The 26,182-nt window shown below is 67.5% G+C and carries 25 protein-coding genes; 19 read left to right on the top strand and 6 right to left on the bottom strand.

The window, feature by feature from the left end; genetic code table 11:
• Positions 1-7 precede the first annotated feature (7 nt).
• The 5 genes from M2163_RS04480 to M2163_RS04460 all read left to right on the top strand — a co-directional run bounded on the left by M2163_RS04480 (position 8) and on the right by M2163_RS04460 (position 5,084).
• Positions 8-763, top strand: coding sequence for a toll/interleukin-1 receptor domain-containing protein (locus tag M2163_RS04480; RefSeq protein WP_280854383.1), 756 nt, complete (start codon positions 8-10; stop codon positions 761-763).
• Complete coding sequence (locus M2163_RS04475; protein ID WP_280854384.1) at positions 760-2,757, top strand: hypothetical protein; 1,998 nt, start codon at positions 760-762, stop codon at positions 2,755-2,757. Before M2163_RS04480 ends, M2163_RS04475 begins: the two co-directional genes overlap by 4 nt.
• Positions 2,754-3,788 carry a hypothetical protein gene (locus tag M2163_RS04470; protein ID WP_280854385.1) on the top strand — a complete coding sequence of 345 codons (1,035 nt, stop codon included), beginning with the start codon at positions 2,754-2,756 and terminating at the stop codon, positions 3,786-3,788. Before M2163_RS04475 ends, M2163_RS04470 begins: the two co-directional genes overlap by 4 nt.
• 48 nt (positions 3,789-3,836) lie before the next feature.
• On the top strand, positions 3,837-4,280 hold the full coding sequence (locus M2163_RS04465) for a hypothetical protein (RefSeq protein ID WP_280854386.1): 444 nt from the start codon (positions 3,837-3,839) through the stop codon (positions 4,278-4,280).
• A 246-nt stretch (positions 4,281-4,526) separates the two neighbouring features.
• Complete coding sequence (locus tag M2163_RS04460; protein WP_280854387.1) at positions 4,527-5,084, top strand: hypothetical protein; 558 nt, start codon at positions 4,527-4,529, stop codon at positions 5,082-5,084.
• A 342-nt stretch (positions 5,085-5,426) separates the two neighbouring features.
• Here the strand turns inward: M2163_RS04460 and M2163_RS04455 are convergent, their stop codons facing one another.
• Positions 5,427-6,830, bottom strand: a complete 1,404-nt coding sequence (locus M2163_RS04455; RefSeq protein WP_280854388.1) for an alpha-amylase family glycosyl hydrolase — start codon at positions 6,828-6,830, stop codon at positions 5,427-5,429.
• A gap of 456 nt (positions 6,831-7,286) precedes the next feature.
• Between M2163_RS04455 and M2163_RS04450 the strand changes: the two genes are divergently transcribed.
• The gene (locus M2163_RS04450) at positions 7,287-8,645 is read left to right on the top strand and encodes a hypothetical protein (protein ID WP_348540993.1); all 1,359 of its coding nucleotides are present in this window, start codon (positions 7,287-7,289) and stop codon (positions 8,643-8,645) included.
• Between the two features lie 8 nt (positions 8,646-8,653).
• Positions 8,654-9,262 (top strand): DUF6262 family protein, encoded by a 609-nt coding sequence (locus M2163_RS04445; RefSeq protein WP_280855115.1) that lies wholly within the window; start codon positions 8,654-8,656, stop codon positions 9,260-9,262.
• A 68-nt stretch (positions 9,263-9,330) separates the two neighbouring features.
• On the opposite strand, the gene M2163_RS04440 is transcribed toward M2163_RS04445, so the two are convergent.
• Positions 9,331-9,765 carry a MarR family transcriptional regulator gene (locus tag M2163_RS04440; protein ID WP_280855117.1) on the bottom strand — a complete coding sequence of 145 codons (435 nt, stop codon included), beginning with the start codon at positions 9,763-9,765 and terminating at the stop codon, positions 9,331-9,333.
• Between the two features lie 87 nt (positions 9,766-9,852).
• Here M2163_RS04440 and M2163_RS04435 point away from each other — a divergent pair, with 87 nt between their 5' ends.
• Entirely contained in the window at positions 9,853-10,788 is a 936-nt protein-coding gene (locus tag M2163_RS04435; RefSeq protein WP_280855118.1) for an alpha/beta hydrolase, read from the top strand.
• Positions 10,789-10,858: 70 nt separating this feature from the next.
• On the opposite strand, the gene M2163_RS04430 is transcribed toward M2163_RS04435, so the two are convergent.
• The gene (locus M2163_RS04430; RefSeq protein WP_280855119.1) at positions 10,859-12,265 is read right to left on the bottom strand and encodes a CRISPR-associated endonuclease Cas3''; all 1,407 of its coding nucleotides are present in this window, start codon (positions 12,263-12,265) and stop codon (positions 10,859-10,861) included.
• 1,593 nt (positions 12,266-13,858) lie between these two features.
• On the opposite strand from M2163_RS04430, the gene M2163_RS04425 reads away from it, so the two are divergent.
• Positions 13,859-14,599, top strand: coding sequence for a class I SAM-dependent methyltransferase (locus tag M2163_RS04425; RefSeq protein ID WP_280893114.1), 741 nt, complete (start codon positions 13,859-13,861; stop codon positions 14,597-14,599).
• 669 nt (positions 14,600-15,268) lie between these two features.
• On the opposite strand, the gene M2163_RS04420 is transcribed toward M2163_RS04425, so the two are convergent.
• Positions 15,269-16,099, bottom strand: a complete 831-nt coding sequence (locus tag M2163_RS04420; RefSeq protein ID WP_280893112.1) for an oxidoreductase — start codon at positions 16,097-16,099, stop codon at positions 15,269-15,271.
• 93 nt (positions 16,100-16,192) lie between these two features.
• Here M2163_RS04420 and M2163_RS04415 point away from each other — a divergent pair, with 93 nt between their 5' ends.
• Positions 16,193-16,774, top strand: coding sequence for a TetR family transcriptional regulator (locus M2163_RS04415; protein WP_280893111.1), 582 nt, complete (start codon positions 16,193-16,195; stop codon positions 16,772-16,774).
• Between the two features lie 199 nt (positions 16,775-16,973).
• Here M2163_RS04415 and M2163_RS04410 read toward each other — a convergent pair whose 3' ends face one another.
• Positions 16,974-17,330: a hypothetical protein gene (locus tag M2163_RS04410; RefSeq protein ID WP_280893110.1), complete on the bottom strand. Its 357-nt coding sequence runs from the start codon at positions 17,328-17,330 to the stop codon at positions 16,974-16,976.
• Positions 17,331-17,938: 608 nt separating this feature from the next.
• On the opposite strand from M2163_RS04410, the gene M2163_RS04405 reads away from it, so the two are divergent.
• Both M2163_RS04405 and M2163_RS04400 read left to right on the top strand, forming a co-directional pair.
• A complete protein-coding gene (locus M2163_RS04405) occupies positions 17,939-18,142 on the top strand; it encodes a hypothetical protein (RefSeq protein WP_280854394.1) in 204 nt (67 codons plus the stop codon).
• 421 nt (positions 18,143-18,563) lie between these two features.
• Positions 18,564-19,550 carry a hypothetical protein gene (locus M2163_RS04400; protein WP_280893109.1) on the top strand — a complete coding sequence of 329 codons (987 nt, stop codon included), beginning with the start codon at positions 18,564-18,566 and terminating at the stop codon, positions 19,548-19,550.
• A 296-nt stretch (positions 19,551-19,846) separates the two neighbouring features.
• On the opposite strand, the gene M2163_RS04395 is transcribed toward M2163_RS04400, so the two are convergent.
• On the bottom strand, positions 19,847-20,221 hold the full coding sequence (locus M2163_RS04395; RefSeq protein ID WP_280893147.1) for an FKBP-type peptidyl-prolyl cis-trans isomerase: 375 nt from the start codon (positions 20,219-20,221) through the stop codon (positions 19,847-19,849).
• Between the two features lie 1,093 nt (positions 20,222-21,314).
• On the opposite strand from M2163_RS04395, the gene M2163_RS04390 reads away from it, so the two are divergent.
• The 7 genes from M2163_RS04390 (at position 21,315) to M2163_RS04360 (ending at position 25,613) form a co-directional block, all read left to right on the top strand.
• Positions 21,315-22,493: a serine/threonine-protein kinase gene (locus M2163_RS04390; RefSeq protein ID WP_280893108.1), complete on the top strand. Its 1,179-nt coding sequence runs from the start codon at positions 21,315-21,317 to the stop codon at positions 22,491-22,493.
• Positions 22,494-22,695: 202 nt separating this feature from the next.
• Entirely contained in the window at positions 22,696-22,860 is a 165-nt protein-coding gene (locus M2163_RS04385; RefSeq protein WP_280854397.1) for a hypothetical protein, read from the top strand.
• Between the two features lie 338 nt (positions 22,861-23,198).
• Complete coding sequence (locus M2163_RS04380) at positions 23,199-23,672, top strand: ATP-binding protein (protein ID WP_280893107.1); 474 nt, start codon at positions 23,199-23,201, stop codon at positions 23,670-23,672.
• 134 nt (positions 23,673-23,806) lie between these two features.
• Positions 23,807-24,181, top strand: coding sequence for an STAS domain-containing protein (locus M2163_RS04375; RefSeq protein WP_280893106.1), 375 nt, complete (start codon positions 23,807-23,809; stop codon positions 24,179-24,181).
• A 391-nt stretch (positions 24,182-24,572) separates the two neighbouring features.
• Complete coding sequence (locus tag M2163_RS04370; RefSeq protein WP_280854400.1) at positions 24,573-24,863, top strand: hypothetical protein; 291 nt, start codon at positions 24,573-24,575, stop codon at positions 24,861-24,863.
• Positions 24,864-25,047: 184 nt separating this feature from the next.
• Positions 25,048-25,374 carry an ANTAR domain-containing protein gene (locus tag M2163_RS04365; protein WP_280854401.1) on the top strand — a complete coding sequence of 109 codons (327 nt, stop codon included), beginning with the start codon at positions 25,048-25,050 and terminating at the stop codon, positions 25,372-25,374.
• Between the two features lie 38 nt (positions 25,375-25,412).
• Positions 25,413-25,613, top strand: coding sequence for a hypothetical protein (locus M2163_RS04360; protein WP_280854402.1), 201 nt, complete (start codon positions 25,413-25,415; stop codon positions 25,611-25,613).
• Positions 25,614-26,182: the final 569 nt, after the last annotated feature.

The raw sequence follows: 26,182 nt of genomic DNA, 5'->3' as shown, positions 1-26,182 counted from the left end.
ATCTTGCATGCCTGAGGTGTTCATCAACTACCGGACCGGGGACGGCAATGACATCGCTGCCCTGATCGACAACGAGCTTGCCAACCGTTTCGGCAAGGACCGGGCATTTCGCGCCTCGCGGTCCATTCCCCCGGGCTCCACCTACCCCGAGGCGCTCCTGACGAGTGTGCGCCGCAGCGCCCTGGTGCTGGCGGTCATCGGGGCCGACTGGCTGAACTTCCAGTCCAGGTTGCGCGATCCGGAGGACTGGGTCCGCAAGGAGATAGTGGAGGCGTTCGACTGCGGAGTGCCGGTGGTGCCTGTCCTCGCTGGCAGGGGGACGGAACGCCTGCGCAAGGAAAGACTGCCGCAGGAGCTGGCGAGGCTGGCCGACCTGCAGTCCGTGCGGCTGGACACACAGAACGCAGAAGCGGACTTGAAGCGCCTGGGTGATCTGGTGGCCGAGATGGTTCCCGAGCTGTACGACCTCGAGCATGCCGAGGTACCCACGCCTGATGCCGGGTCCGTGTCCAATTCGGTCGGCACTGTCAGCGGAACGGCCGTGCAGAGCAGGGACTTCACCGGAGACGTCGGCAACACCGTGATCAAAGGGTCAACCGGTCCTGTGCATGCAGGCCAGGGAAACATCTACCAGAACTCGCGCCATGTTTCGGGTGATCGGCACTACTCGGGCAATGGCATGACGAACATCGAGGGCGACCAGCACGGTGGTATCCAGCACCGGTTCGCTGATTCGGACCAGCCCGAGGACAACGAGCGGTGAGCAATACATTCACCACGCGCGTCGAGCAGCCCGGCGGCCCGGTGCACGCCGGCTCGGGCGACTTCTACAGCTACACCGTCAACGTGGACCTTGGGTTCCAGGAGTCGCCCGGCCGAAGTCCGCGCCGCATCGCAGATGACCACCTCCGCCTTCTGCGTCAGCAGTTCGTCGATCCCCCCGGGATGGGCATGGCACGCCGTGTGCTCGACGCCAGCAGTACCGTGATCCTGCGCGGCGATCCTGGCAGCGGCAGGACCACAGCAGCCTGCGTCCTGCTGTACGAGGTTCACCAGGGCGTCGGCATCTTCCGCGAGCTTCTGCCCGGCGAGGAGGAGGGGGCCCTCACCGATCCCGGCCTGGTCGGCGTCGGTGACCGGCTGCTGCTGAACCTTGCCGAAGCGGACGTCTCCCAGTGGGCCCAGGCGCGCAGGGATCTGTCTGCACTGCGTAAGACCGTGCAGGAACAGCAGGCGCATCTGGTGGTCGTCATGCCGCACGACGGCACCTTGGAGTCTCACCTCCAGCCCTACCAGGCCGATATCGCGCCCCCACCGGCCATCGAGGTCTTCCGGCGGCACCTGAGGCTCCACCGGATACCGTACGAGGAGTACCGGCTTCCCGCCCCGGCGCTGGATGAATTCCTGGCAGAAGAGCCGTCGATGGAGGAGATCGCGCGCTTCGCCGACCGCGTGCGCCGAGCCCGTGCGGCGCTGCCGGTTCGTGAGGGGTTCGCCACCTGGTGCAAGCAGTCCCGTGACGCACGCACGCAGTGGCGCAAGGAAGTCTGCGAACTCGTCGCGACACGGCGCGCGGCTGCGCAGCGGGCGCTGCTGTTCGCCACGGCCATGCTCCACGGCACGCATGCTGACGTCATTCACCGCAGCGCCGCACTCCTGCTCAGCACCCTCAATACGCCGCGGGACGAGACGCCTCTGCTCGAGGGCAAAGATCTGGCCGAACGCTTGGAGGAGATCGGTGCAGCAGCCGGGCCGGACGGTCGCGTGCGATTCGCCAAGCTGGACTACGACGCCGCGGTGCGCGCCCACTTCTGGGACCACATGCCTGACCTGCGGCACCTGTTCAGCTCCTGGACCGCCCAGAGCACGGAGCTGGATGATCCGCATATCACGTCGGAGTTGCGCAGGACAGTGGTGAGCCGACTCGCCGACCAGTACGTGCGCACTGGTCGAGGAAACGATTTGGCATTCCTGGCGCAGGAGTGGAGCACTACGCCCACGAGCCGTTTCCGGCTGGAGGCCGCTGTAGACGCGCTGGCCTGTGGTCTGAGCGACCCGCGCTACGGCCGAAGTCTGCGGATGCTCGTCTACGACTGGTGTAAGGGCAAGCGGCTGACAGGGAACCTCGCACATATTCTCCTACGCGTTTGCATCGACGTGATCGCGCCCACCCATCCCGACCAGGCCGTGACCCGCCTGCATCACTTGGCCCGCCGGGAACGCGGCGCCACCCCCGCTCTCGATGCGTTGTGCAGCCTTGCCGTGACCAGTGCCCGACTCCGTCGCCGCATGCTCGATCGAGTCACCCGTCATTCAACCGCACCGACCGTCGACGCCCGCCTCTTCCTGCGGATCTGCGACCCCGTAGCACTCACCCACCCAACAGGCGCACAGCGTCCACTCATCGACGAAAGAGGCGTTCAGGACTGCGCGGTGGCAGGCTGGGCGGAGTCGCTCGCCCGGCTGCCGCGGCCGCAATGGCAGCCGTATGCCCAACGATGGCTGCACACGGCCTGCACCGCCGATAACCATCGCGACGTGCTGCTCGCTCTGCTGGTCGATGCCGCAGACCGAAACGGCAGAACCCTGGCAGTGCTGTACTCGGTCGCCCGCGCCGCAGAGCCCACTGCGCCTGGCGGGAGGGCATCCGGGGCCGCAATCACCGAACGTCTGCTCCAGAGGATTTCCACGGCCCAGGGTCTACGCCCGCCGGCCGCACCGACTGAACCCGCACCGCCCAGGGGGGCTGCACGATGACCACCGGCCGCAAGACGACGACCGTTTTCCTCACCGTGCTGTGTGCCCTGCTGCTGTCCATCCTCGGCCTGGTGCAGGAGTGGCCCATCTGGGCGTGGGCCGCACTGGCCCTGGCCCTGGCCGGTATTCCGGCCGCAGCCTTCAAGATCGCCGCGATGCGCCGCGGCTCTCTACCCGCCGATTTCACGAACTTCCTCCCCGCCGCCCCGATCGAGCGCAGGGAACACCACGTCAGTCGCGTCGCACTACCCAGCAAGTGGGACGACTACGACTTCGTTTTCTCCGCCACCGTACGGTGGCACCCCCTCGAAACCCACGGCGACGACCCCGTCCTCAACCCGGCAGGCCTCGCCGTCGAAGCGGTGCTGGACCGCGCCCGCACACTCACCGAGCAGCGGGAGCCCGGACGGGCCTCCCTCGTCCAGCACGAACTGAGCGGTGCCCTCAGCAGAATGCGCCCGGACCACACCGGGCTCCTCCAAGTCATGGCAGAAAACATCACGCTCACCTTGCACGAACCCGACCAGGAACGGCTGACCAAACTCGCTGAGATCCGCAAGGACAAGGCAGTCTGGGAACACCAGCGCACATACGAGCAAAGCAAGCGCGAATACCTGGGCGACGACGTACTCAAGGACACCGGCAGCGCGGTGGTCTGGTGGCTGGCCAAGAACGACAGCCACATAGAGAAGACCGTGGCAGACCTCGGCCTCCTCGCCCAACTCACCTCCGCAGCCAACAACACCGACATCCCCGAGCGGCTTCAAACCCTCATCCTCACGACCAACGCGCCCGCCGCTCCTGCCGAACGGGAACCGACAGCCTCTGACCACTTCGAGGCCTTCCTCACCGGCATGGGCTTCAGCAGCGGAGATGACCGGCGAGGAATGCTCGCCAAGCAGATCGCCGACGTCATCAGAACGCAGGACAAACACGAGACGGCCGATGAACTCCTGCGCCGCTACGACCCGCCAGCAGCCTTCACCGCCCCCGCGGACGACCAACCGGAAGAACCCGACCACCCAAGATGACGCAGACGACCGAATACCCGGAGTCCGAGCTCTACTTGCAGGAGGACCATGGACAACGAATTGGCCGCGCTGACCGCATCGGGAGCATCCACCCTGGTCTCACTCATGGTCACCGATTCCTGGTCGCGCGCCCGCGAACTCCTGCGGCGGTTCCTCTCACGCACCGATCCAGGCGACTTGACGATCACTGACCTGGACGACTCGCGGGCCCGGCTCCTCGCCTCCCCATCCACAGGCCAACCACACGAGGCCCGCGAGACCATCGAACAGTCGGAGGCATACCTACGACATCTGCTGGAAGCCCGCGCCATCTCCCATGCTGAATTGCGAGAACTGCTGACGTCGTTGCAACACCTACAAGGCGCAGCGCCCCGGCCGGGCGCCGTACACAACAACATCAACGGCGGGGTACAGCACGGCCCAGTCATCCAATCAGGCCAGATCACCGGACTCACCCTCCACGCCCACCACCCCGGCCCGTCACACAACTGAACCGCCACGAGAGGCCACCGCCGACGAGCACGGCGCGGTGAAGCTGTGTCTGTGCCTAAATGACGAGGCGTCCACGACCTGTAGGAGACGCCTGCATCGCGTTCCGGACGTGTGGGGAGGCCATCGAGCGCGGCGCTGCCGGCACAACGGCAGGAACATCGTGGTCGGCCCCACGACCGTCACCAAGTTCAACGCCCAGGTCACCGCCACTGATCCGTCCGGCGTGATCGTGGCAGACGTGCAGCTGTGGTACGGCACCTCGCACGACGACCGCACGGCTGGGATCTCCTACGACGCGCCAAACTGCCATGCCGACAGCTCCACCACTACCACCTGCACCATGAACTTCGCGGTCATGGCCGACACCCGCGACATGACCAACCCCTGTCCAACGCAAAGGCCGGCACCTGGCACATCTACGCCAGCGCCTTCTCCACGGACCGCGTCCAGACCACCACCGACTCCTGGGCAACCATCAACTTCCAGCGAAAGTCCCAGCTGACCGCGAACGCGGCCCCCGAGCCCGTGAAGAAGGGCAAGTCCCTCACCGTCACCGGCAAGCTCTCCCGCGCCAACTGGAACACCCACAAGTACGCCGGCTACAGCGGCCAAAGGATGAAACTCCAGTACCGACCCAAGAACAACAGCACCTACACCACCTTCAAGACCGTCACCACCAGCAGCACCGGCGAGTTGAAGACCACCGTCAAAGCCACCGCCGACGGCTACTACCGCTACTCCTTCCCCGGCACCACAACCACCCCGGCCATCAACGCCGCAGGCGACTACGTCGACGTGGCGTAGAGACCGCCGGGCAGGAACACCCCTGTACTTGCCGCGTCGTCCTGCGAACCTCCGCGCGGCAAGTCAGGAGGCATATTGGTCGCGGACGGTGACGTGACCGCCCGGGCACGCGCGTCCTGCCAGCACGGCCACCGCAGTCCGGGTCCGTTCCATGTCCCGGCCCAGGTCGAGGGATTCCAGTGCATCGACGCCCGCTGGACGGCTCCGGTGGACAGTTCGGCCACTGGTGTGCGGTGCTACCAGAGTTCGACGGAGCACGAAGCGCACTTGAGAGGTCCCCGCTGTAGTGCCTGGTACGGTGCATCAACGGGGTGGCGACGTGCCGAACCAGGTACTGGCGCGTCAGTTGCGAGTGAGCCAGGCGTTGGCATTGGGGTCGAGGGGCACGCCGGCCGGTTTGTGGTCGGTGCGGATCACGACGCTCCCGGAGGGAAGCGGGACGGGCGAGGTCCCGAAGTTGGTGATACTCGTCCATCCGTTCGGGCGGGTGAAGGCGAGGACATCGACGCCGCCGTGGTCGAGCCATTCAAGGCGTTCCTCGGTCTGCAGGCTCCGGCGGAGGTGGAGCGCCCGACGGTACAGGGTGAGGGTGGACTGATCGTCGGCGGATTCTGCCTCGACCGAGTATGCGCCGAACCACTCTGGCTGGGGAGGGTGAGTTGCACGGTCGCTGAAGCCGAAGAACGTGCCGCCTTTCGTCCAGGGCAGGGGCACCCTGCATCCATCCCGGCCGGCGACGGCGATCCCGTTCTCGATGATCGCGGACGGGTCTTGGGCGAGCTCCGCCGGGATATCGAACACCTCGGGGAGGCCGAGTTCTTCGCCCTGGTAGAGATAGCTGCTGCCGGGCAGCGCGAGGGCGAGCAGTGTTGCTGCGCGGGCTCGATCGGCGCCGAGCGCTGCGGCCTCGTGGTCTCTCGGGCGTGAGACGCGACCGAGTATGCCCATCGGTCCGGTCACGGCGAAGCGGGTGGCGTGGCGGACGACGTCATGGTTGGAGAACACCCACGTGCTGGTGGTGTCGTGTGCTTCGGCAAGTTGCAGGTTAGTGCGGATGATCGACTCGAACGCGTCCCTGTCCCATCCTGCGGCGAGAAGGTCGAAGTTGAACGATTGGCCGAGCCCCTCCGAGTTTGCGTAGCGACCTTGACGATGGGGTGCCACCCATGCCTCGGCGACCGCGAAGAGGGGCGGATCGTAGGTGTTGAACACCTGACGCCAGCTCGCGTAGATCGCGTCGAGTTCGTCGCGATCGAAGAGCGGATGCTGGCCATCGGGGAACGTGCGGGTCGCGGCGTCGACGAACGGGACCCCGCCGCGAACGTCCTCCCAGGTGGGGTAGGGCTCGCTCATGTCCTTCGCGAGGCCGGAGGCGACATCGACGCGGAACCCGTCGATGCCGCGGTCTCCCCAGAATCGCAGGGTGGTGAGGAAGTCTTCCCGGACCTCAGGGTTGTCCCAATTCCAGTCTGGTTGCTGCGGCGTGAACATGTGATGAGGGTCCTGAAGTCGGCGCAGGCGCCACTCCGCCCGCCATTGCTCATCCACCGCGGCCGACAGCCGCTCAGCCCACTGCTCCAGCCGCTCCCGCGAAGGACCCGGGGCACCATCCGTCTCTGCGCCCTGCGCGGTGTTCCGCCACAGATTGACGGCAAGGCCGATGAGGGAGACTCCGAAGCCGAAAACAGTGGCCAGGATCTTCGATGCGTCGGAATCGTGGATCGCCACGATGACGAGGGTGCCCATGGCCGCTACCGCACCGATCCAAATGCCGTGCCGCCACCACCGCATCACAGGCTCCCGTCGCACTAGCCGCGAACACGGAGAGTATTCAATTGATAACAATTCGCGAATAGGCCACGCCGGGGTCTGGCGAGCTGCGGGCGGTGCCCCCTTCGGCAGCCGTACGTCCTGCGTCGTCACTGCCAGCGGGGGACGTTCGCAACGCCGCAGCTCCAGGTGCCAGCCGCCGTCGGGAATGAGGCGGTCGCCGGCGCCGAGGACCCGGGGACGTGGGGGGGGCTCGCCGACGAGTTGGCGGCGGGGAGAAGCTCTGACCACGGAGGCATCGCCATCCGCGCCCCAACCGTGGGGCACCCTTGCCATACTGGCGGCCGGGGGTGCGGGATGCCAGAACAGCGGCCGTCACGCCAAGAGTTGATCCAGCGCCGCCGGAGCGGTTTCGTTGGCCGACGCGGCGAGATGAGCGCGTTCCGGAACAACCTCGCCCGGGATCCCTCAGGTGACGACTACCAGTTCTTCTTCCATGTCCGGGGCAACGCCGGCGTGGGCAAGACGTCGCTGTTGCGGCAGTGGGAGGCGGTCGCCCGGGAGCAGGGCGCGGCCACGGTCTATCTCGACGACGGCGTGCACAGCGCCGTGGAAGCGATGGCGCAGATCGCCGACCGGCTCGGCCTTCAAGGCCTGCAGCTGCGTGGCTTCGACAAGCTGCTGGCGACGTTGCGCCAGCGCGAGCACGAGGCGCAGTGGGCCCCAGGCACCCAGACATCCGCAGAGGGCAGCAGTGCCGCGGAGCCGCCCGCGGTCTCGCTGCCGTCGTCGGTCGCAGCGCAGGTGGGGTTGGTCGGCCTCGGGATGGTCCCAGTCGTGGGTGCGTTGGCCGGTGCCGTCGATCCGCAGCAGGTCGCCCAGGGCGCGGACCGGCTGCGGGCCGCGCTGGGCGCACGGATGCGATCCCATGACGACGTACGGCTCGTCATGGACCCGGTGCGTGCCCTGACCCCGGTGTTCTTGGAAGACCTGGCGGAGGTGGCGCGGCGGCGGCCGCGGTTGGTGCTGTTCTTCGACGTGTACGAGCACACCGGCCCGGTGCTGGACGAGTGGCTGCGCGACATCGCGTTCGGCGACGTCCACGGCGTCCTTCCGGCGAATGTCCAGATCGTGCTGGCCGGACAGGGCCGGCTGGCCGCCCGGAGCTGGAGTGACTGGCTCGATCTGGTCACGGAAGTGCCGCTGGAGGTGTTCACCGAGGAGGAGGCGCGTGCTCTGCTGGCGCTGCGGGGTGTCACCGACGAGCAGGCCGTCGAGCGGGTCACAGCCATGCAGTTCGACCGGCACGGCCGCCGGATCTGGCGCCAGGCCCAGCTCGTCCTCGACTCCGAGCACGCACGCCGGGCGGTCGGCGAGGTCGCCGTTCCCTACGGATTGTGCACGGAGCCGTCCAACGTCGCCGCCGGCGGCCACGACTGCCCCGTCCGTTTCCGCTGCGTGGGCTGCGGCCACTTCCGCACCGACGTCTCCTATCTGCCAGACCTGGAGTCCTACCTCGCCGACCTGCTGCGCAGTCGCGAACGCCTGGCCGCCTTCAGCGCCGATGACTGGGCCAAGGGCGAGGCCATGCCGTCCGACGAGGAGATTACCCGCGTCCGTCGCCTCATCAGCCGCGTCCGCGCCGACCTCGATGAGCTCACCGACGAGGACCGCGCCCAGATCCAGCAAGCCGTCCAGGTCGTCCGCCGCACCCGCCAGCTCGTCTCTCTCGGCCTGCCCAGAGTCCGTCAGCCCCTGCCTGACCTGCGTCCCGAAAGGCCCACCGCGTGACCAGCCCGATGATCGAGGGGAAACGAGCCGACTCCGCTCGCCGCCGCGAACGTGTCCTCCAGGCCCTGGACGCGGCCCTGCGCAGCGGTCAGGACATCACCGTGTCCGGCCTCGCCCGCACCGCCCGTGTCGACCGCACCTTCCTCTATCGTCACCGCGACCTGCTCGAACGCGTCCACGCCGCGGCAACCACCCCTGCCGAGGCAGGCAGAGCAGCGGCCGTGAGCAGAGCCTCGCTCCAGGCCGACCTCGCCAACGCCCTGGAACGCAACACCCGGCTGACGGCGCGCGTCCGGCAGCTGGAAAAACGCCTGTCCGAGGAGCTGGGCACGACGGTCTGGACGGAATCCGGCCTCGGTGCCCCGGCCGACCTCGACCAGCTTCAGCGCCGCATCACCGTACTGGAACAACAACTTGCCGACGTGCAAGGACAGTTGGATGAACGAACCGAGGAACTGGACGCGGCACGCGCGGCAAACCGTGAACTGACCCGGGCGCTGAACCACACGCCGGAGGGAACGGGCCCGCCTACAGCCCGAAGTGCCCCGCCCTCGATCAGGATGAGAGACCGATCGCGATCAGCACCAGCGGCAGCAGAAAGCGGCCCCAGCGGCTGAGAGCCTTGGCGACGACCGGACGGGCAGCGAAGATCGGAAAGACCACAGCATACAGGCTCATCAGACGATCACTCGCGCATACGACCTGACGCGGGCGAGGCGAGCATCGCGTTGAGGATGCGTTGCAGCTCGACGCGGTCCTGGGGGGTGACCCTCGCCAGCCTGCGGTCGTACTCCGCCGCGAGGGCTGCAAGTGCTCGATCGCGCGCTTTCGTGCCCTCGGCGGTCAGTACGAGCCGGTGACGCCGCAGGTCCGCCTCGTCGATCTCGCGGCGGATGAAGCCCTTGGCGACGAGGTTGCGGACGTAGACCGTCACGCTCGCCTTGGGCAGCAGCAGCGCGGTCGCGATCTCGGCCGGGTACGGCGATGCCTCCACCTCGGCCAGGACGAAGAACTCCTTCGTCTCCAACCCGAGCTCGGCCAGTTCCTCCGTGCAGGCATCCATCACGACTGCCAGCAGCCGCTGGTTCAGCGTCCACAGCTGCGCCCCGTCGACCGACATGCGCTCCCCCGCTTCATATGGTACAGTTTCGTACTAGTTTCAGATCGTACAAGATACCGCCTTGTACTGGACTCCCATGGAACAACAATCTCGCGAAGGAAGCCAGTCGTGATCCAGCACCTCACGATCCCGCGCGGTCCCATCAACCTCGCCGCGGACCTCCACCTGCCCGACAACGCGGGCAGCAGCGCACCGCTGCCCGCCGTGGTGCTCTCCACCCCCGGCAGCAGCGTGAAGGAGCAGATCGGCGCCAACTACGCTTCCCGCCTCGCCGCCCGCGGCATCGCGGCGCTCGTCTTCGACCCCGCCCACCAGGGGCAGAGCGAAGGCGAACCCCGTGACCTCGAAGACCCCTACCGCCGCGGCGAGGACATCTCCTACGCCATCGACGCGCTCACCACGAGCCCTGGCATCGACCCGCAGCGCATCGGCGTCCTCGGCATATGCGCCGGCGGCGGCTATGCCGTGCACACCGCCCGCACGGACCACCGCATCAAGGCGGTCGGCACGGTCGTCCCCGGCAACATGGGTACGACGTGGCGCAGCTGGCAGCCCGACGGCCCGGCCGCAGCACTCGACGCCCTGGCCGACGCGCGCATCGAAGAGACCCGCTCCGGCGAGATGACCCGAGTGAACTGGCTGCCCGACACCCTGGAGGACGCCGCGGCAGCCGGGCTGACCGACATCGACACCACCCAGGCCATCACCTACTACCGCACCGAGCGCGGCAGCAACGAGCACTCCACCAACCGCCGCCTCTCGCGCAGCGACTCCCTCCTGCTGGGCTACGACGCCTTCCACCTCGTCGACCAGCTCATGACCCAGCCACTGCAGGTCATCCTCGCCGGACGCATCGGCAACACGGGCTCCTACGAGACGGGCATGCAGCTGTGGAAGATGGCCCCCAACCCCGTCGACCTCATGGTGATCGACGGCGCCGGCCACTACGAGATGTACGACGAACCCGAATACGTCGACGCCGCCGTCGAACGACTCACCAGCTTCTATGCGAACAACCTGTAAGGCACCCGAACCGGCCGGCCTATGCGGTCACTGCACTGATATAGGGGGCCGGTCTGTCAAGCGGCAGTCTTCAGCGGCGTCCGGGATTCGGGTCTCGGGCGCCGCTGGTGTGCATGGGCCGGTAGGTGCCTGGTGGCGCGCGTGTCGTTCTCGACGCGTGGCCCATGCTGAGGGTGTCCAAGATCGTCTTATGTGAACGACGTGGACACTCTCGCGACACGCACGGCCCCGCAGTGCCACCCGGGCTCCGCGGCAGCCCCGTCAACGAGATGGCCGCCCAACAGCCCCTTCGGGCTACAGCACTACACCTGTCGCAGTGGCTAGACTCTCGATCAATGGCGCTGAGCTGCACCAACGTGAACCACTCACTAACGCCACAGCTCAGAGCCCCAGAGAACATGCGGCGGCCGGATCCACCGCTGCGGGACGGCCCTTGAGGTACTCGGCGGCCGCGGCATGCAGCAGCCGCACCGGCACCTCCGCCCCCGCTTCCTCCAGTAGCTCCCCCCACCGTCTCGAACGCCTGATTACTCGTCACACGCGAGGGCATCGCCACATAAAACCCCCGCAGCGAAAACCTGCGCACCATCGCCGCCGCGGCCTGCAACGCGGCCTTCGTCTTCCCCTCCCCCGTCGGCGCCGCCACCACCACGATCCCCGGCTCCCGCATGCCGGCCACCACCGACTCCACCGCCGCCTGCACCGGGTGCGGGCGCGCCTCGTCCGGGAACAGCGCCGCGAAAGAGGTGTCAGCCAGCGGCTGCCACGGCCGCCACGCCAGCTTCTCCACCTTGCGCGCCTCCGCCACCCGCGCCTGTCCGAGATAGGCGGCAAGATCGACATGTGGGCCTGCGTAGGTTTTCTCCGGCCGTGCCGAAGCGATCCAGTCACTGACCGACGTCAGCCCGGCCAGCGCCACCACCGCCTCAGGACTCAACCGCACATCCCCCCACGGCAGTTCCCCCGGTTCGCCAAGCCCCCACAGCGACACCACCCGGCCCACCAGAGCATCACAGACGGCTGCCCACCAGGCACCCCCGTGATCCCCCACCGCCTCCCGCGCCTGCCGTACCGACGCAGCCGACGGAACCACCCCGTGATGCCCGCCCAGCGCCCACGCAATAGACCGGGCCGTCGCCGGCCCAGCCCCCCACGACCGCAGCAGCCGCACCATCTGCACCGCCGTCAGCACCCCGTGATGACAATCCGTACGCGCCCCCGGATCCCTCCACCGCACCAACCGCTCGATACGAGGACCCTCCACCGGGCCCAACGCCGCCACCGCCACGTCCTGCCGCAACCCCTGAAACGCCGGCGACGCCTTGCCCACATCATGCAGACCACACAACACCGACACCCAACCCGCCGCATCCCCCAACGGACCGAAAGCCCGCTCCAACTCCCCACGCCCATGCGGCCCTACCAGCACCCCCAACAACCCCTCAGCCACCACCGCCGTATCCAACGCATGACACACCAAAGGATGCGAAACCGCACCAGACCCCAACTTCCCCCACACACCACGAACATCCACAACAACCCACCCCCCACAAGCAACAAGACCCGCAGACCGACAAGGCCCGCCCACCACCAGTAACCTGATCACCCACGGGCACCGCACCGCACGCACCTTGACACCAAAACAGCCAAGCCCCAAACAAAGAACAGCAGTTCACCGCTCACAGCCACCCCGACGCCGCCACATACCGCCGACACAGCAGAGCTGATCGTCGAGCGGACAGCCCCCAACCGGACGGCCCTTCCCGCCTGCGCGGGAGTGCTCCCGCCCGAGCACTCGGTCACGGTCGCTGTGCTGTGGTGGTCCCCGCCAACGCGGGGGTGGTCCGCTCTCCCCGTTCATCGAGCTCCCCGCCTAACAGTGGTCCCCGCCAGCGCGGGGTGGTCCGTAGCCGTTGTTCGGAGAAGTTGCCGAACTGGTGGTTCCCGCCAACGCGGTAGTGGTCCGTTCAACTCCCGTACAGCGATCGGGCACCCGCTGTGGTCCTCGCCAGCGCGAGGGTGTTCAGCTCAGGCTGCTTGCGGACGCCGTGACGCGCCCGTGGTACCCGCCGGCACGGGGCATCCCGACCGCGCACCTCGCCCGCGCCCTGCCCGGCCTGCGGCAGCCCGCACCGTCCGACCATGACAGCCCACACCACGCCGCCGCCCGTTGGCAGACCGTAGAACCCGCCATGCAGCCGTTACCGGCCTGCACCACCTGCACCATCCGCCGCAGCCCGCACGCGGCAGCCCCCGCATGGATCCACCCGGCGCCCCACCTGCCCCGGATCATGATCTGCACCCGCCACCAGCAGGCCGCCAGCGACCCCCGGCACCCCGCGCCCCTCGACATCCGAGCTGTCCCCGAACTCACCCGAGCCCACCTTCGCCGCCGCCGCCCGATGGTGGCCTCCCTGAACTGGGCGTCGACGATCACGACGCGCTGGTACGACCACCGTCAGCACCTGCACCACCGCTGGCGGATGCGCCTGCACTGGCTCATCGCCGCCAACCCCCACATCCCTCCTGGCCCGGCCTCCCCCGCCCTGACCTGCCGGGACCTGATCACCTATCCCGAGACCCTCATCGTCGCCGCAGCCCTTGACCGCCTGCCCCCGCACCCCCCGCCTCGCACCCGCCGACCACGACCTGCTCTGGCAACGCCTGACCACACACTGAACCAACCCACGCCCCGACCCTGCCGAAAACAGCCAGTACCTGCCTATAGGCGCGCCAACCACACTGCGCAAAAACCGCCGCCCCACTCAGCTCACTGCGCAGCCACGAACATCCAGCTCAGCCCACGTACCACCCGCCCCCGGCGCCTCAGCCCCGCGTAAGCCTCCTCCGCGGAACAGGCATACCGCTCAGTACAACTGAACACCAGCAGGGCACAACCAAGATCAATAAGCAGGCGCAACAGCTACGCCACACCAGACCATGGCCCCGGGCAACGTTTGTCGACGGTTTCGCCGCAGCGGTTGGCGATCAAACAGCTCGAAAATGTCGATGAGAACTGACAACGCTGCGAGCTCTTTCCGGTGCCAGTGGGAAGGGCATACTGCGGGGTGTGGCGACTTACGACAGCATCGGTTCGACCTACGCTGACACCCGGCGACCGGACCCCCGAATTTCCGCCAGGATCCATCAAGCTCTCGGTGGTGCCGCCACCGTGATCAACGTGGGGGCCGGCACCGGCTCCTACGAACCGCCAGAAACGGTGTTGGCTGTTGAACCCAGCGCAGTGATGATCGCCCAGCGGCCGGCCGAATCCGCGCGGACTCTGGAGGCATCCGCGGAGTCGATCCCTCTTGCTGACGACTCGGCTGATGCGGTGATGGCCCTCCTGACCGTGCACCACTGGAGCGACCTGGAAGCCGGCATCGGGGAACTCCGCCGCATCGCCCGGCAACGGATCGTTATCTTCACCTTCGACCCCGACATCAACCACAGCTTCTGGCTGCTGGACGAGTACCTGCCGGAGGCGGCCGAGTTCGACGACACACGGGCGGTCGCGGTCGACCGCTTGGTCACGCTGTTGGGAGGCGCCCGCATCGAGACGGTCCCCATCCCGTACGACTGCACCGACGGATTCCTCGCCGCTTTCTGGCGGCGCCCCGAGGCATACCTCGATCCGCAGGTCCGGGCCGGTATCTCAATGTTCGCCCAGATCAGCGACGACGTCATCCAGCCTGGCTTGGCCCGGCTGTCCGACGACCTGTCCTCCGGCCGGTGGCACCAACGCCATGCCGACCTGCTCGACCAAGAAGCACTCGATGTCGGCTACCGGCTTCTCGTAGCCGACCTGTAGAACCAGGCGAGCTGTCTGACTGCACACTCAATATCTCTTGGAGGAACCGAACTTGGCTGCCAGGCGCTCCGGGCTTTCCATGCAGTTGTCGACCTCCACCAGCAGCACTGGTACCCCTGCGTCCGGGGCGAGCAGTCCGCGTCGGTCTGGACCGTCGACCGGCCTCGGGTGCCGCCGGAGAGCACGTGCACCACTTCCGTCGACCAGGACGCGGGAGTGCCGATCCCGGCCGGTTCCCGCACGCCGGTTTCTTGATAGGGCCGCTGAGTCCGCCGTAAAAACCCCAAAGAGGCTCCGGCCGGGCAGCCCACCGGGGCCCCGCCCGGCGGAAGTCAGTCGGTGTCCAAGCCCTCAGCCTGAAGTTCGTGCAAAGCTGATGGCTTCGCCGCAAATGATGTAGGTATTCAGCGCGCACAGGTTTGCTGTCTCGAAGGCGGCCACCGGGGTCCTGGGCAAGCACCTGTGACCGGAGGGCTTGCCCTCTCAACCGGGCAAGCTCTCGGCACGCCCGGGCAAGCCTGTGACCAGCCGTGGGCGGGGGTGAGTGGCTGTGGTCACGAGTTGCGACAGCATTTGTTGACGGGTTTGGGAGGCACTTGAGCGGCGACGGCTGTCGAACGGTTCGCGAGTTTCGACAGCACCCTGCGGGCCTTGGCTGTCCCGGATGGTTCAGCGCGGCAGGCCGATGGCTCGGGAGATGACGGTGTCGAAGGCGCGGTCGGGCAGGAGGCTGCGCAGGGCGATGAGGGGGCGGGCGCCGAAGCCGGTGGCGTAGCGGGTCTTGGGGCGGCGGGCGGTGACGGCCTTGGCGATGGCGTCGGCGATGACGGAGGGCGGGGAGTTGCGGTTGGCGTTGGCCTCGGAGCGCAGTGAGGAGGCGACGGCGGCGGCCTGGGTGGCGTATGCGCCGTCGGTGGAGGACTTCTCCAGCTTGTCGGCGGCGATGGCACCCCATTCGGTGGCGATGCCGCCCGGCTCGATGACGACGACGTCGATGCCGAAGGGCTTGGCCTCCAGGCGCAGGCAGTCGCTGAGGGCTTCCAGGGCGAACTTGGTGCCGTGGTACCAGCCGCCGAGCGGGGTGTAGATCTTGCCGCCCATCGAGGTGACGTTGACGACGGTGCCGGAGCGCTGGGCCCGCATGTGGGGCAGCACGAGCTGGGTCAGGCGGATCGCACCGAAGACGTTGACCTCGAACTGGTAGCGGGCCTCGTCCAGGGGCACGTCTTCGAGGGCACCGTAGGAGCCGTAGCCGGCGTTGTTGGCCAGCACGTCGATCCGGCCGGTCTCCGCGATGATCTTGTTGATGCCGGTCTGCATGGAGGCGTCGTCGGTGACGTCCATGGCCAGCGGGCGGATGCCGCGGTCGGCGAGCTTGACCAGGCGGTCGGTGCGGCGGGCGGCCCCGTAGACGGTGTAGCCGAGCTCGTTGAGCTTGAGGGCGGTGGCTTCGCCGATGCCGGAGGAGGCACCGGTGACAAGGGCGGTCTTGGCGGGCATGGTGGCAGTCCTCACAGGTAAGATGAACTGTGGTTCACCATCTATCCTGAACCTTGGTTCATCTTGATGCAAGTGAAAGGGCGGGCAAGTTCCGTGACCCAGGCCAGGGCGCCGCGCGCCGACGCGGTCCGCAACCGACGGAAGATCCTCACCGCCGCCGGTGAGCAGATCACCCAGCACGGCCCCGAGGTCGGCATGGATGAGATAGCCGCCGCTGCGGGCGTGGCCGTGGGCACCCTGTACCGGCACTTCCCCACCAAGACGGATCTGGTCGCCGCCGTCGTCGCCGAGTGCGTCGCCCGTGTCGCCGACGACGCCGAAGCCGTCCTCGCCCGTGTCGACGCCGGAGCCCGGGCCGCGGACGAGCTGACCGCTTTCCTCGGCCGCGTCATCGAGCAGTCCGTAACCGATCGCGCCGTGAAGGCGGCCGCCCAGACGCTGGGCGCGGAGCCGGGCGACCGCGCCGACGAGGACCGCGGCAGCAACGCCGTCGCCGCACTCATCCGGGCTGGCCAGTCCGACGGCGACATCCACCCCGACGTCACGGTCAGTGACATCTACCTGCTGTTCTCCACCGCTCCCACCGACCAACCGCCCGCGGCCCGGGCCCGTTGGCTCGCCCTGGTCACCCCCGGGCTGACCACCGGAGCCCGGCCGGAAGGCAACCGACGCTGAGCAGACCCGGTGCCGCATCAGGTGGTGCTGTCGCTTCTCGTGAACATCGAACACGACCGGTTCATGGTGCTGTCCAAAGTCGCGTACATCCGCTGTCGCAACTCGTGAACAAAGCCAGGTGAGCCAGTGTGCCCGCAGGTTGTGGTCGGGTCCGTGGTCGGGGGTGCGACCACAGCCAGCGGGGGCGTACGCATTCGCGTCAGGGGGCGTCGGGCCCTGGCTCCTGCCGTGCGGGCTCCAACTGTCTCGAGTCGCTGGCCGGCCTTCTGCGCAGAGCCCATCGGCGTCGACGGACGGCGGGCGCCTCCAGCGCGGGTCGCAGTGCCTGGTGGAACGCCTCAAGTGCCCGTACGGGCCGGTCCGCATCGGTGTAGTGCTCGGTGACTGCAATGAACAGTTCATCTGCTGCCTGCGCCAGCCCGGGCTCCGGGCGCCTGAGCAAGGGCGTGACGGCCGCCGCAAGCCAGGTGAGGGGCGCGGTCAGCTTCGAGGCCGACGCCACGCTCTCGCGGTCCCACTGGGAAATGACGCTGGCGACCTCGCCATAGCCGATCATGGTGGCCGGGAATCCCCGACCGTGCTGGCCGCTGGCGCCAAGCCGTCCGGCTCGCACGCACACGCACCGACCTCACGCCCACAGACGCCCCCACCTTCAGACCGCCGTAGCCCGATGGTCGGGGTGTCCATCGCCATGGTCGGGGTTATGGCGCAGCGGGCCGGGGTGACGGAGCTCCGGGAGGCTTCACTCCCATGCCACCGCTCTCAGACAAGTGAAGGCAGCCGGAGTGCGTCGGTCAAGGCCAGCGCAATACACGGTGCGGCCCCGGGCAGTTCACTGACCGGGGCCGCACTCATGCTGTAGGGGTGAAGGGCGGTCGCCTACGCGGCGAAAGGCTCTGCGGGGCTTCAGCCGAACGATCGTCCCCGCAGGCAATAGGTGAGGCCCGGGGACACTGTCCCCTCCACTCCCACGCCCTTCACAACCGGCACAGCCGGTCCAGCATGCCCGACGGAAGTCGCCCGCCTCGATGTCCGTGGTGGCCAACGCGCTGACCTGTCGTGGTCTGCTTCATGGTCGGGGGTACCTCGGGCAGGGTCTGCCCAGATCATCCCGGTCGGAAGGGGCGGCATGGTTGTCACGTTCACAAAGCACGGGGTAACACCATGACAGACCAGCCCGAGAGCCTGGACTACCTGTGGGACGGCACCGAGGACGGCTGGGTCGTCATCACTTCTGACCTCGGGCTCGGAACGATCTACAACACCGAGACGCACATGGCTCTGATCCTTGAGGACGAAGCCGAATACGAGCACGCCATCCGGATGATGCACGAGCACGGTCGCCCGTTCTTGGACTCCATGCCGTAGAGATAGCGGTGGCCGCCTTCACGCCAAGGCGGCCACCGTCGTCAGCTGCCCGGTACAGCCAGCCTGGCAACGTCCGTGGTGCCCGACGCGCCAACGCCCCGCGGGGGCCCTAATGATCTACCTGGGCGCCGCACACGCGGTGGCAACCTACGACCGCGGTGCGCGTAGAGACGCCGCGCGGCATTGGACGCCCTCGGCATCCGCTGGTGAGACATGCTGTGGCCAGAGCGGAAAACTAAGGCCGTCGCCGACTAGCAGGACATCTTCGGCAAGGATCGCGCCGCAGGCACGCGCTCAGCTCCGTTCCCTGGGTCTGGCGTGCTGCGATGTGGGCGGCCCCGCTCGGTCAGATTCCGCGCTGTCCAGCCCCGGAATCTTGTGATGATCTCGGGCAGGATGGAGGCGAAGGGGGAGGATTCTGATGCATATTTCACCGGGGCACCCTGCGGCGCGCCAGGCGGCAGCGGGGCACCGTCGCCGCGAGCAATTGGCGGCTGACGCATTACGTGGTCTTGAGGATGCAGCTGCCCGCCTGGCGTTGCCACGCGCGGAGGTCTCCGATACCGGGACGGCCCTACGCGCGTATCACACCGAGGGAAATGACTTGGCGGAAGGCGCCGTAGTGGCCGCCGTTCTGGTCCTCGGAGTCCTCTTGCCTCCACTTATCTTTGCGGCCGTCTCCGGAACCATGTCCGTGTCGCTCAGCGGCAAGGATCCCGACTCCGCATCCGTCAACGTCTACTTGGCGATGGTGATCCTCACCCTGCCCTGGTATCCCGTGGTCTGGCTGTTTCGGCGGACACGCGTCGGCGGAGTGGCAGTGCGTTATCGACTAACCGTAAGAACCGCGCGGGCGGTGGTCCTGTGCGCCGATATCCAGGAACAGCCCTGCTCCGCGCGCACCTCCCGCTTGCGTAAGCTCGATCGTCAACACCGCCGAATCGAGCGGGACCTGCTGCGGGCACACCGCACTGTCAGGACCATAGCCTGGTCATCGCCGCGTCACGCGTCCGCCCGGCAGCATGCAGCCCACGTCGCTGGTGCGCTTCGGCAAGATCTCGTTCGACTCGACAGCGAACCGGATGTGGCGCTTCGCGACATCGCCCAAAAACTCATCAGCATTGGCGAGCGATACGCCCAAGGGCGAGTTGGTGCGCTGCTCCCCCATGACGCCCTGGCGGATGTCACCCCGCTGTCGATCACCCGAGAGACTCTCAAGGAGTCTTTGCGCCTGGTAGTCGCCATTCTGACGGCACTGGCTGCTGGACTGGCGGTCTATGCCCTGCTGTCGCACCTGGGGGTCCGGGGATTCCTGCGCTCGTGGTGCTCTTTGACTGCGGCACTCATTCCCGGGCTCCTGATCGCCGGCCCACAGCGCGTTATCCCCTATCTGAGCATCAGACCCTGACCTGCGACCAAGGTTCGCCCTGTGCGGGACCTGCGTGGCTTTGTTCACGACAGCGGGCAGCGGATGTTCACGACTTCGAGCAGCAGCAGCGAAGGCCGTTATTCGAATGCTTTCTGTCCAGGCAGCTGGTGCAGGCCACAGCTGGCGTCTGCCAGCCCGACCGAGCCGCGTTACACGCCGCGTAGGGGCGGAGCCGCCCGAGTGCGTCTTCCTTTGGGCCATCGGCCTCCGCAAGGGGGCCGATGGCCCGATGCCGGTGTACCTCGCTCCGCCGCTGCGTTGGCCCTAGCCAGTGATCAGACGGACATAAGATCACAGACGAAGATCAGACTCTCGCCCGGGGCGATCCGGCCGCCACCAGCACCCTCGTCCCCGTAGGCGAGGTACGCCGGGATGGTGAGCTTGCGCCGACCACCGACCTTCATCCCCTGGACCCCCTGGTCCCAGCCGGCGATAACCTGCCCAGCCCCGAGCTGGAACTCGAGCGGCGTGCCGCGGTTCCAGCTGGCGTCGAACTCCTCCCCGCTGCTGTACGCAACACCCACGTAGTGGACCTGGACAAAGTCGCCAGCCTTCGCCTCGGCGCCGTCCCCCTCCCAGAGGTCGACGATCTCCAGCTCGGTGGGCGCCTCACCCTCGGGGGGGTCGATCTCGGGCTTATCGATGTTCATGTTGGCCTCCAACAGTCTGATATCGCTGCCGAAAATCGAGGGCAGCAGATGGGTACCGGTGCGGGTCGACATCGAGCCGGATACAACGCACTGCGCCTGCCCTCCATCCCGAGGGGAACCTCTGGACACCCCCGATCGGTCACGCGCCCGCCCGTCAATTCACCACAACAGACCTTCTACGCACCGCCCTCACCCGGCCAGGCCGTTCGATTCAGACCCGGTTGCAGCGCCTCCCGAACTGGTGAACAAGCGCTGCTCAAACTCGTGATCAAAGCCACCTGGGCAAGGCTGTGACCAGCCATGGACGGGGTGAGCCAGCTTGCCCGCACACCATGGTCGGGTCCGTGGGCGGGGGTGCGACCACGGCCAGCCAAGCAGAGGCCTCACCGCATCCGGGTCAGGAGTGTCGGGCTCCGGCTCCTGCCGTCGTGCGGACTGCCTCGAGTCGCTGACAGGCCTTCTGCGCAGGGCCCATCGGCGTCGACGGACAGCGGGCACTCCAGCGCGGGCCGCCCTGGAATGCTGCGAAGGCCCGCTCGGTCCGGTCCTCCACCCAGCAACAAGCAGAGGCAGACCCGGCACGGGGGGAACCGAGCCTGCCTCTGCATGTCGGCACCCGCGAGCCTCCCCCTGGAGTGCAGGTGCCCTGACCCCGCCCGGGGTCACTCTGTCCAGCGCTGCGCGAGCTCGGGATGTCACACCTGATCGCTGAAGGTTGCGAGACCAACACACATGCGGGCAGCCACACTCCACAGCCTTACAGACGACACACGTGGTACGCACATTCGCGGCGTCGTACCGAAAGGCCCGTGCATCCCGAAGCCGACCGACAAGGCCAAGCCGCCGAAGGAAGCTGCCGGCCGGCACGAGCCGGTGCACGCGTCGCGGCGGCGATCGCGCCGACAGGAATGCACATCGGGTGTGACGCCGTCATGCGGTGGTGCGCTGTAGAAGACGGACCTGTGCCGACGGGGCCCGCACCAGCGCCGACTGGCCGATACCCTGGGCACGCCACACGACAAATGATCATTGATCGTGAGTATTCGGGTTTGTGGCATCAAGGCGTTGTCGTCGTTCGGGGTGGGTGCAACAGGTGCTGCTGGCAGAGCGCTATCGGCTGGAAGAGCCGTTGGGGCGCGGCGCGATGGGTGAGGTGTGGCGAGCCGACGACCAGCTTCTCGGGCGCCCGGTGGCGGTCAAATTGATGCAGGGGGCGGAGGCGGCGGACAGCGAGCGGTTTCGTATGGAGGCGCAGACCTCGGCACGGCTGAACCACCCCAACGTGGTGAGCGTGTACGACTTCGGCTCCCACGACGGCCAGTCTTACCTGGTCATGGAGCTGGTCGACGGCTGGAGCCTGGCCCAGGAACGCTCCCTGCGCGGTGCCTTGGCCCCGCAGGAGGCCGCGGCCGTCGCAGCACAGATGGCCACTGGGCTCGTCGCCGCGCACCAGCAGGGAGTGATCCACCGGGATATCAAGCCCGCCAACGTGATGCTCTCCGCCGACGGTACTGCGAAGATCACCGACTTCGGCATAGCCCGCTTCGCCGATGCGGCTGCCGTCACCCTGACCGCCACCGGCAAGGTCATGGGCACCGGCGACTATCTCGCCCCCGAACGAGCCCTGGGACGTCCGGCCACCCCGGCTTCGGACGTCTACTCGTTGGGCTGCGTCCTGTACGAGCTCCTCACCGGCCGCCCTCCGTTCCGCGGCGCCACCACGCTGGCCGTCGTCCAGCAGCACGTGGACGCCTCCCCGCCCCCGCCCGCCCATCTGCGGCCCGATACGCCACACGCGCTGTCCGACTATGTACTGCGCCTGCTGGCCAAGGACCCAGCTCACCGGCCCACCGCCGAGCAGGCGGCCGACTGGCTGAGTGGGCAGGACTGGACGCCCGCCCCTGCCGCGCCGCACCCCACCGCCGTCCCTCCCCCGATGCCACCGCCTCGTCGTGCTGCGGCCGGCGCCTCACACTCCCGCCCACGCCGCCACCGCAACTGGGCCCCAAAAGTCTTGCTGGGCGGCGCGGCCATCGCACTGTTCGCAGCAGCCGCCATCATTGGCGCCACGGTGAACTCCGGAACCGACAACACTCCCGCCCCCACCACACCCGTCTCCACGACGGCCACCTCAGCCAACCCCTCCGCCACGCGGTCAACCGCAGCTCCGACCATTACGCGGGCCGCGACCACACCAGCACCGGACGGCAACGACGATCGCGAGGACAAAGACGAACGCGGCAAGAGCAAGCACAACAAGTCCGACGACTGAACCACCCGCATAGGGTGCCTGTTGAACCCGGTGGGTTGATCACGCGCATCCGGAGCAGGCCTGGGCCGTCTGCGCCGCGTGCCCTGCCCGCGCGGGTGCGCCATGCCTTGAAGCGGGCGGGGTTCCATCTCGTGGGCGAGGACATGGAGGACGGCAGGCCAGGGATTTCGGTGACGGAGGTGCCGGCCGGGGTGCTGGTGCTATGGACAGCTTCGGACGGGTTCACCTCGCCGGCGAAGGACCAGCCTGGAGCCTCGAACGACAGCTGCAGGCGATCGTGCAAGCCGCGGTTTCAGGGCTGCTGGTGCAGCTCGGATACACCGTCACAGAACCATCAGACAGTGGTGACCTGCTGGTTTTTGGCTGACCCGTAGATGATTCACTGAATGCCTGTGGCTGCCCCGGCACGCCGGGCTCGGCAGCCGGCTCACAGACGGCCCCAAGACCACAAAGATGCCCTCTCCTTGAGATGATTGAGATCGATCAAGCGGCCGGTCCCTCGATGGCCCTTCGAGCGCCCCCTACGCGCCGGACGCGACTCGAGCAGCCGTGCCGGAAGCCGGCTGGGGACCGCTTGTGCGTCACGTCAGCGCACACCCGTCCAGAGTAATGTTCAGGTGATCGCCCATTTGTCGCGCCTGTGTCCGCATTATGGGGGCAAACGGTGTTGGTCGGGTGAAGACTCCAGGGCGCAAGGCGGACCGCATGGTGCAGGCGGAAGAGGGCGAGGGGCGCGAGTCCCAAGCCAGCAGGCAGATATCGGTTTCGGCCGCGTTCGAAGACAGTGCGGAGATCGCCGAGGCCCGGGACCTGGCCCGTTCGTTCCTGACAGATGTACAGGCCGTGCACGGGCTTCCCGTGTCCGCCCGGGCGATGGGCATGGTCCAGCTGGTGGTCAGCGAGCTGGTCACCAACGCCCGCAAATACGCTCCCGGCCCCTGCCTGCTCACGCTGGAGATCAACGACGGAGCTGTCGAGGTGACGGTGTGGGACAGCGAACCGGTCCTGCCGATCGCCCAGGCCGCCGATCCCGACCGGATAGGCCAGCACGGACTGGAGATCGTCATGGCCGTCTGCCGCAGCATTGAGGTACACCGCGAACCCGTAGGAAAAAGGATCAAGGCCGCAGTCGTACTGGCCGACGACCCTGGCGGCAACGTCGCCGGCCGCTTGGTGTGAAAGACGCGGCCAACCCGGACGCCGGTGACCTCCAAGTGCTTCAGCTACGGGCCGAAGAGGACTTTCCCTGCACAGCTTGGGGCCGGCCAGAGGCCGACTGCAGGTGAAGGCGCTGGTATGCCAGGATCACTGGCATGACTGGGGACAAGATGCCAGACACCGAACAAGATCCGCCGGCAGGCCACCTGGCGATCACGGAGACCACCAGCGAGGGCATCCGCATCCTCACGCTCGCCGGTGAGATCGACTACGACACCTGCGGAACGCTGCGCCAAGCGCTCACCATCCCCGTCCCTCAGCCACCTGTCGTGATCGACCTGCGGCGAGTCACCTTCATGGACTCCACCGGCATCAACATCCTCATCGCCGCCCACCACAACGCCACCGCCGCCGGCGGCTGGCTACGCCTGGCCGCACCCACCAACTCCGTCATGCGCACCATCCAGATCGTCGGCCTCGACACCGTCATCGACTGCCATCCCACCCTTCACGAAGCGCTCAGCGCCTGAGCCGTCGAAGGACAGTTGGTGGCCTGCTGCCTCGCGGTAGCAGGGCAGCGGTACCAGGTCGCCGTTCTTCCAGTTCCAGGGCCCGCTGTGCCGGGAGACGTACAGGGCATCCAGCCCCAGTGCCCTCCGGCCGGCCAGGCGGAAAGCCGCACCACGCCAGCCACCCCGGCCCACAGAAGACTCCGAGCACAGGCACGCCAGGGTTGAGCCGTCGGATGAGGCCGACACGGGCCCGGCAGACCAGCGGGTCGCGGTGGAACCGGAAAACCACGAGCCTTCTGACCGGCATGGAGCCATGTTAACCATGCGGAACAAATGCCCACATATCGTTACATATCTTGCGACGCCGAGACCGTGGCGCCCGGCCGGCCACCTCGGATAGACCTTGAGGATGAGCGAACACAATTCACCGGGGCACCTCGCCACGACGGACTGGTTCGTGCGAGCCCGGGTCCGCATCCGCGCAGAACACCACGCCCACTCTCTCGAGCAGACGCTCAGAATCTTCCGTCCCGGAGAGGAGCTGGAGATGGTCCAGTGGGGGCGTGCAGGCCAGGAAGTGGATACGGACGCCTGGTGGACCACCAGCCACTACATCCCCACAGCTCACATCATCCCCTCGCACAAGATCGAGGTCCTTGAAGTGCTGGAAGAACGACGCCTGCCGGGAGCCGGCATGTAGAACCGGCATACCGGTCACCGCGTTGCAGGATGGGTGCTTCCGCGATCGCGTCGCTTGGACCGCCGGCAGGCTGGTGAGGCTGCACCGAGCGGCACGCGATTGCGCGGCGCCACAGGCCCGACAGCGTCGCACGCCGAGCGCAGGTGGAGTTGAGGCCGCAGGCGTCAGTTTGCACGATGGTCACGTGACCTCTTCCCGCGACGACACCCCCGACCGTGAGCTCATCGCCAAGCTGGAGGAACAATGCGCACAGCTGAACGAGGCCATGGCCTCTCGAACGGTGGAGGACCAGGCGGTCGGCCTGGTAGTCGCCCTGGGCCGCGTGAGCTCGGGCCAGGGATGGATCGTGCTCGAGGACATCTCCCAGCGCACCGGCCTGTCCCTGCGCCAGGTCGCCGAACTGATCGTGGCCTGGGGGCACAGCGGCGATATCCCTGAAGACATCCGCGCCGTACTTGAGGATGCCCTCGACCGGCGTGGCCCCAGGCAGACCCCTGGCCATGGTGCGTAGCTCGCCGCGGCCTGTTGGCGTTTCGTACAGGGACGCCGTTGCTGACCGCTCTCCCGCCGATCACCGAACCGGACCCGTCCGCGCTGGTCTGTCCTGGCGACAAGGCCGGCCCCTGCGTCGCGTGCCAGCGCAAAACCCACAAGTACGGCAGCGGCGGCATCCCGCTGTGCCAGTGGTGCATGGAGTCGGTGAAGGCCGGCTGGGGACCGGCCGTGCGCTTCGTCAGCACGCGCCCGTAGGAGAAGCAGCCACCGCCAGCTCCTCACGTACGACGAAGGCTGACCATGGCCGCATGTTCCTGGCCGGCCAGCAGGGGCAGCGCCGCCGCGATCGCTTCATGCTGGCGGAAGCCGCAGCAGCTCAGGGCGGGCTGGGCGGCTGAGCCCTCGCGTCCAGAGTGCACAGGGGACGACTTCCCTCGGAGGCATTCGGATGATCCAGCAGACGACTCCGGAGCCGCTTATCACGCTGCCCGACCCGACGAGGCCTCGCGGCGGCAACAAGTTCGCATGCGAGCCCGGCCGCGAGAAGTACGACGTAGTCCCGTTTGGCGAGCGGTCGTGGTGAAAGTCCTGCCGCGGCCGCGTCCCGCGATAGAACTCAGCGGGGAGCAGGACGCGGGCAGGGCCTGCTGCTACTGCGCCACGCCGCTGACGTCCGGCGCGGTGTCGGCGGGAATCTCCTACGGGAGCATCGGCGTCCACGTCGTCGACATCGAGGTGTATGCGTGCCCTTATGCGCCTACAGTGCATACCCTCGTTGCATCAGCAGCATGCGCCCCGCGCTGCACACAAACGTCTGTGCGCGC

Origin of the sequence: Streptomyces sp. SAI-135, assembly GCF_029893805.1 — a bacterium.
Classification (GTDB): domain Bacteria; phylum Actinomycetota; class Actinomycetes; order Streptomycetales; family Streptomycetaceae; genus Streptomyces.
Note: the sequence above shows the minus strand (reverse complement) of the source record. Positions and strands in the feature narration are given on the sequence as shown.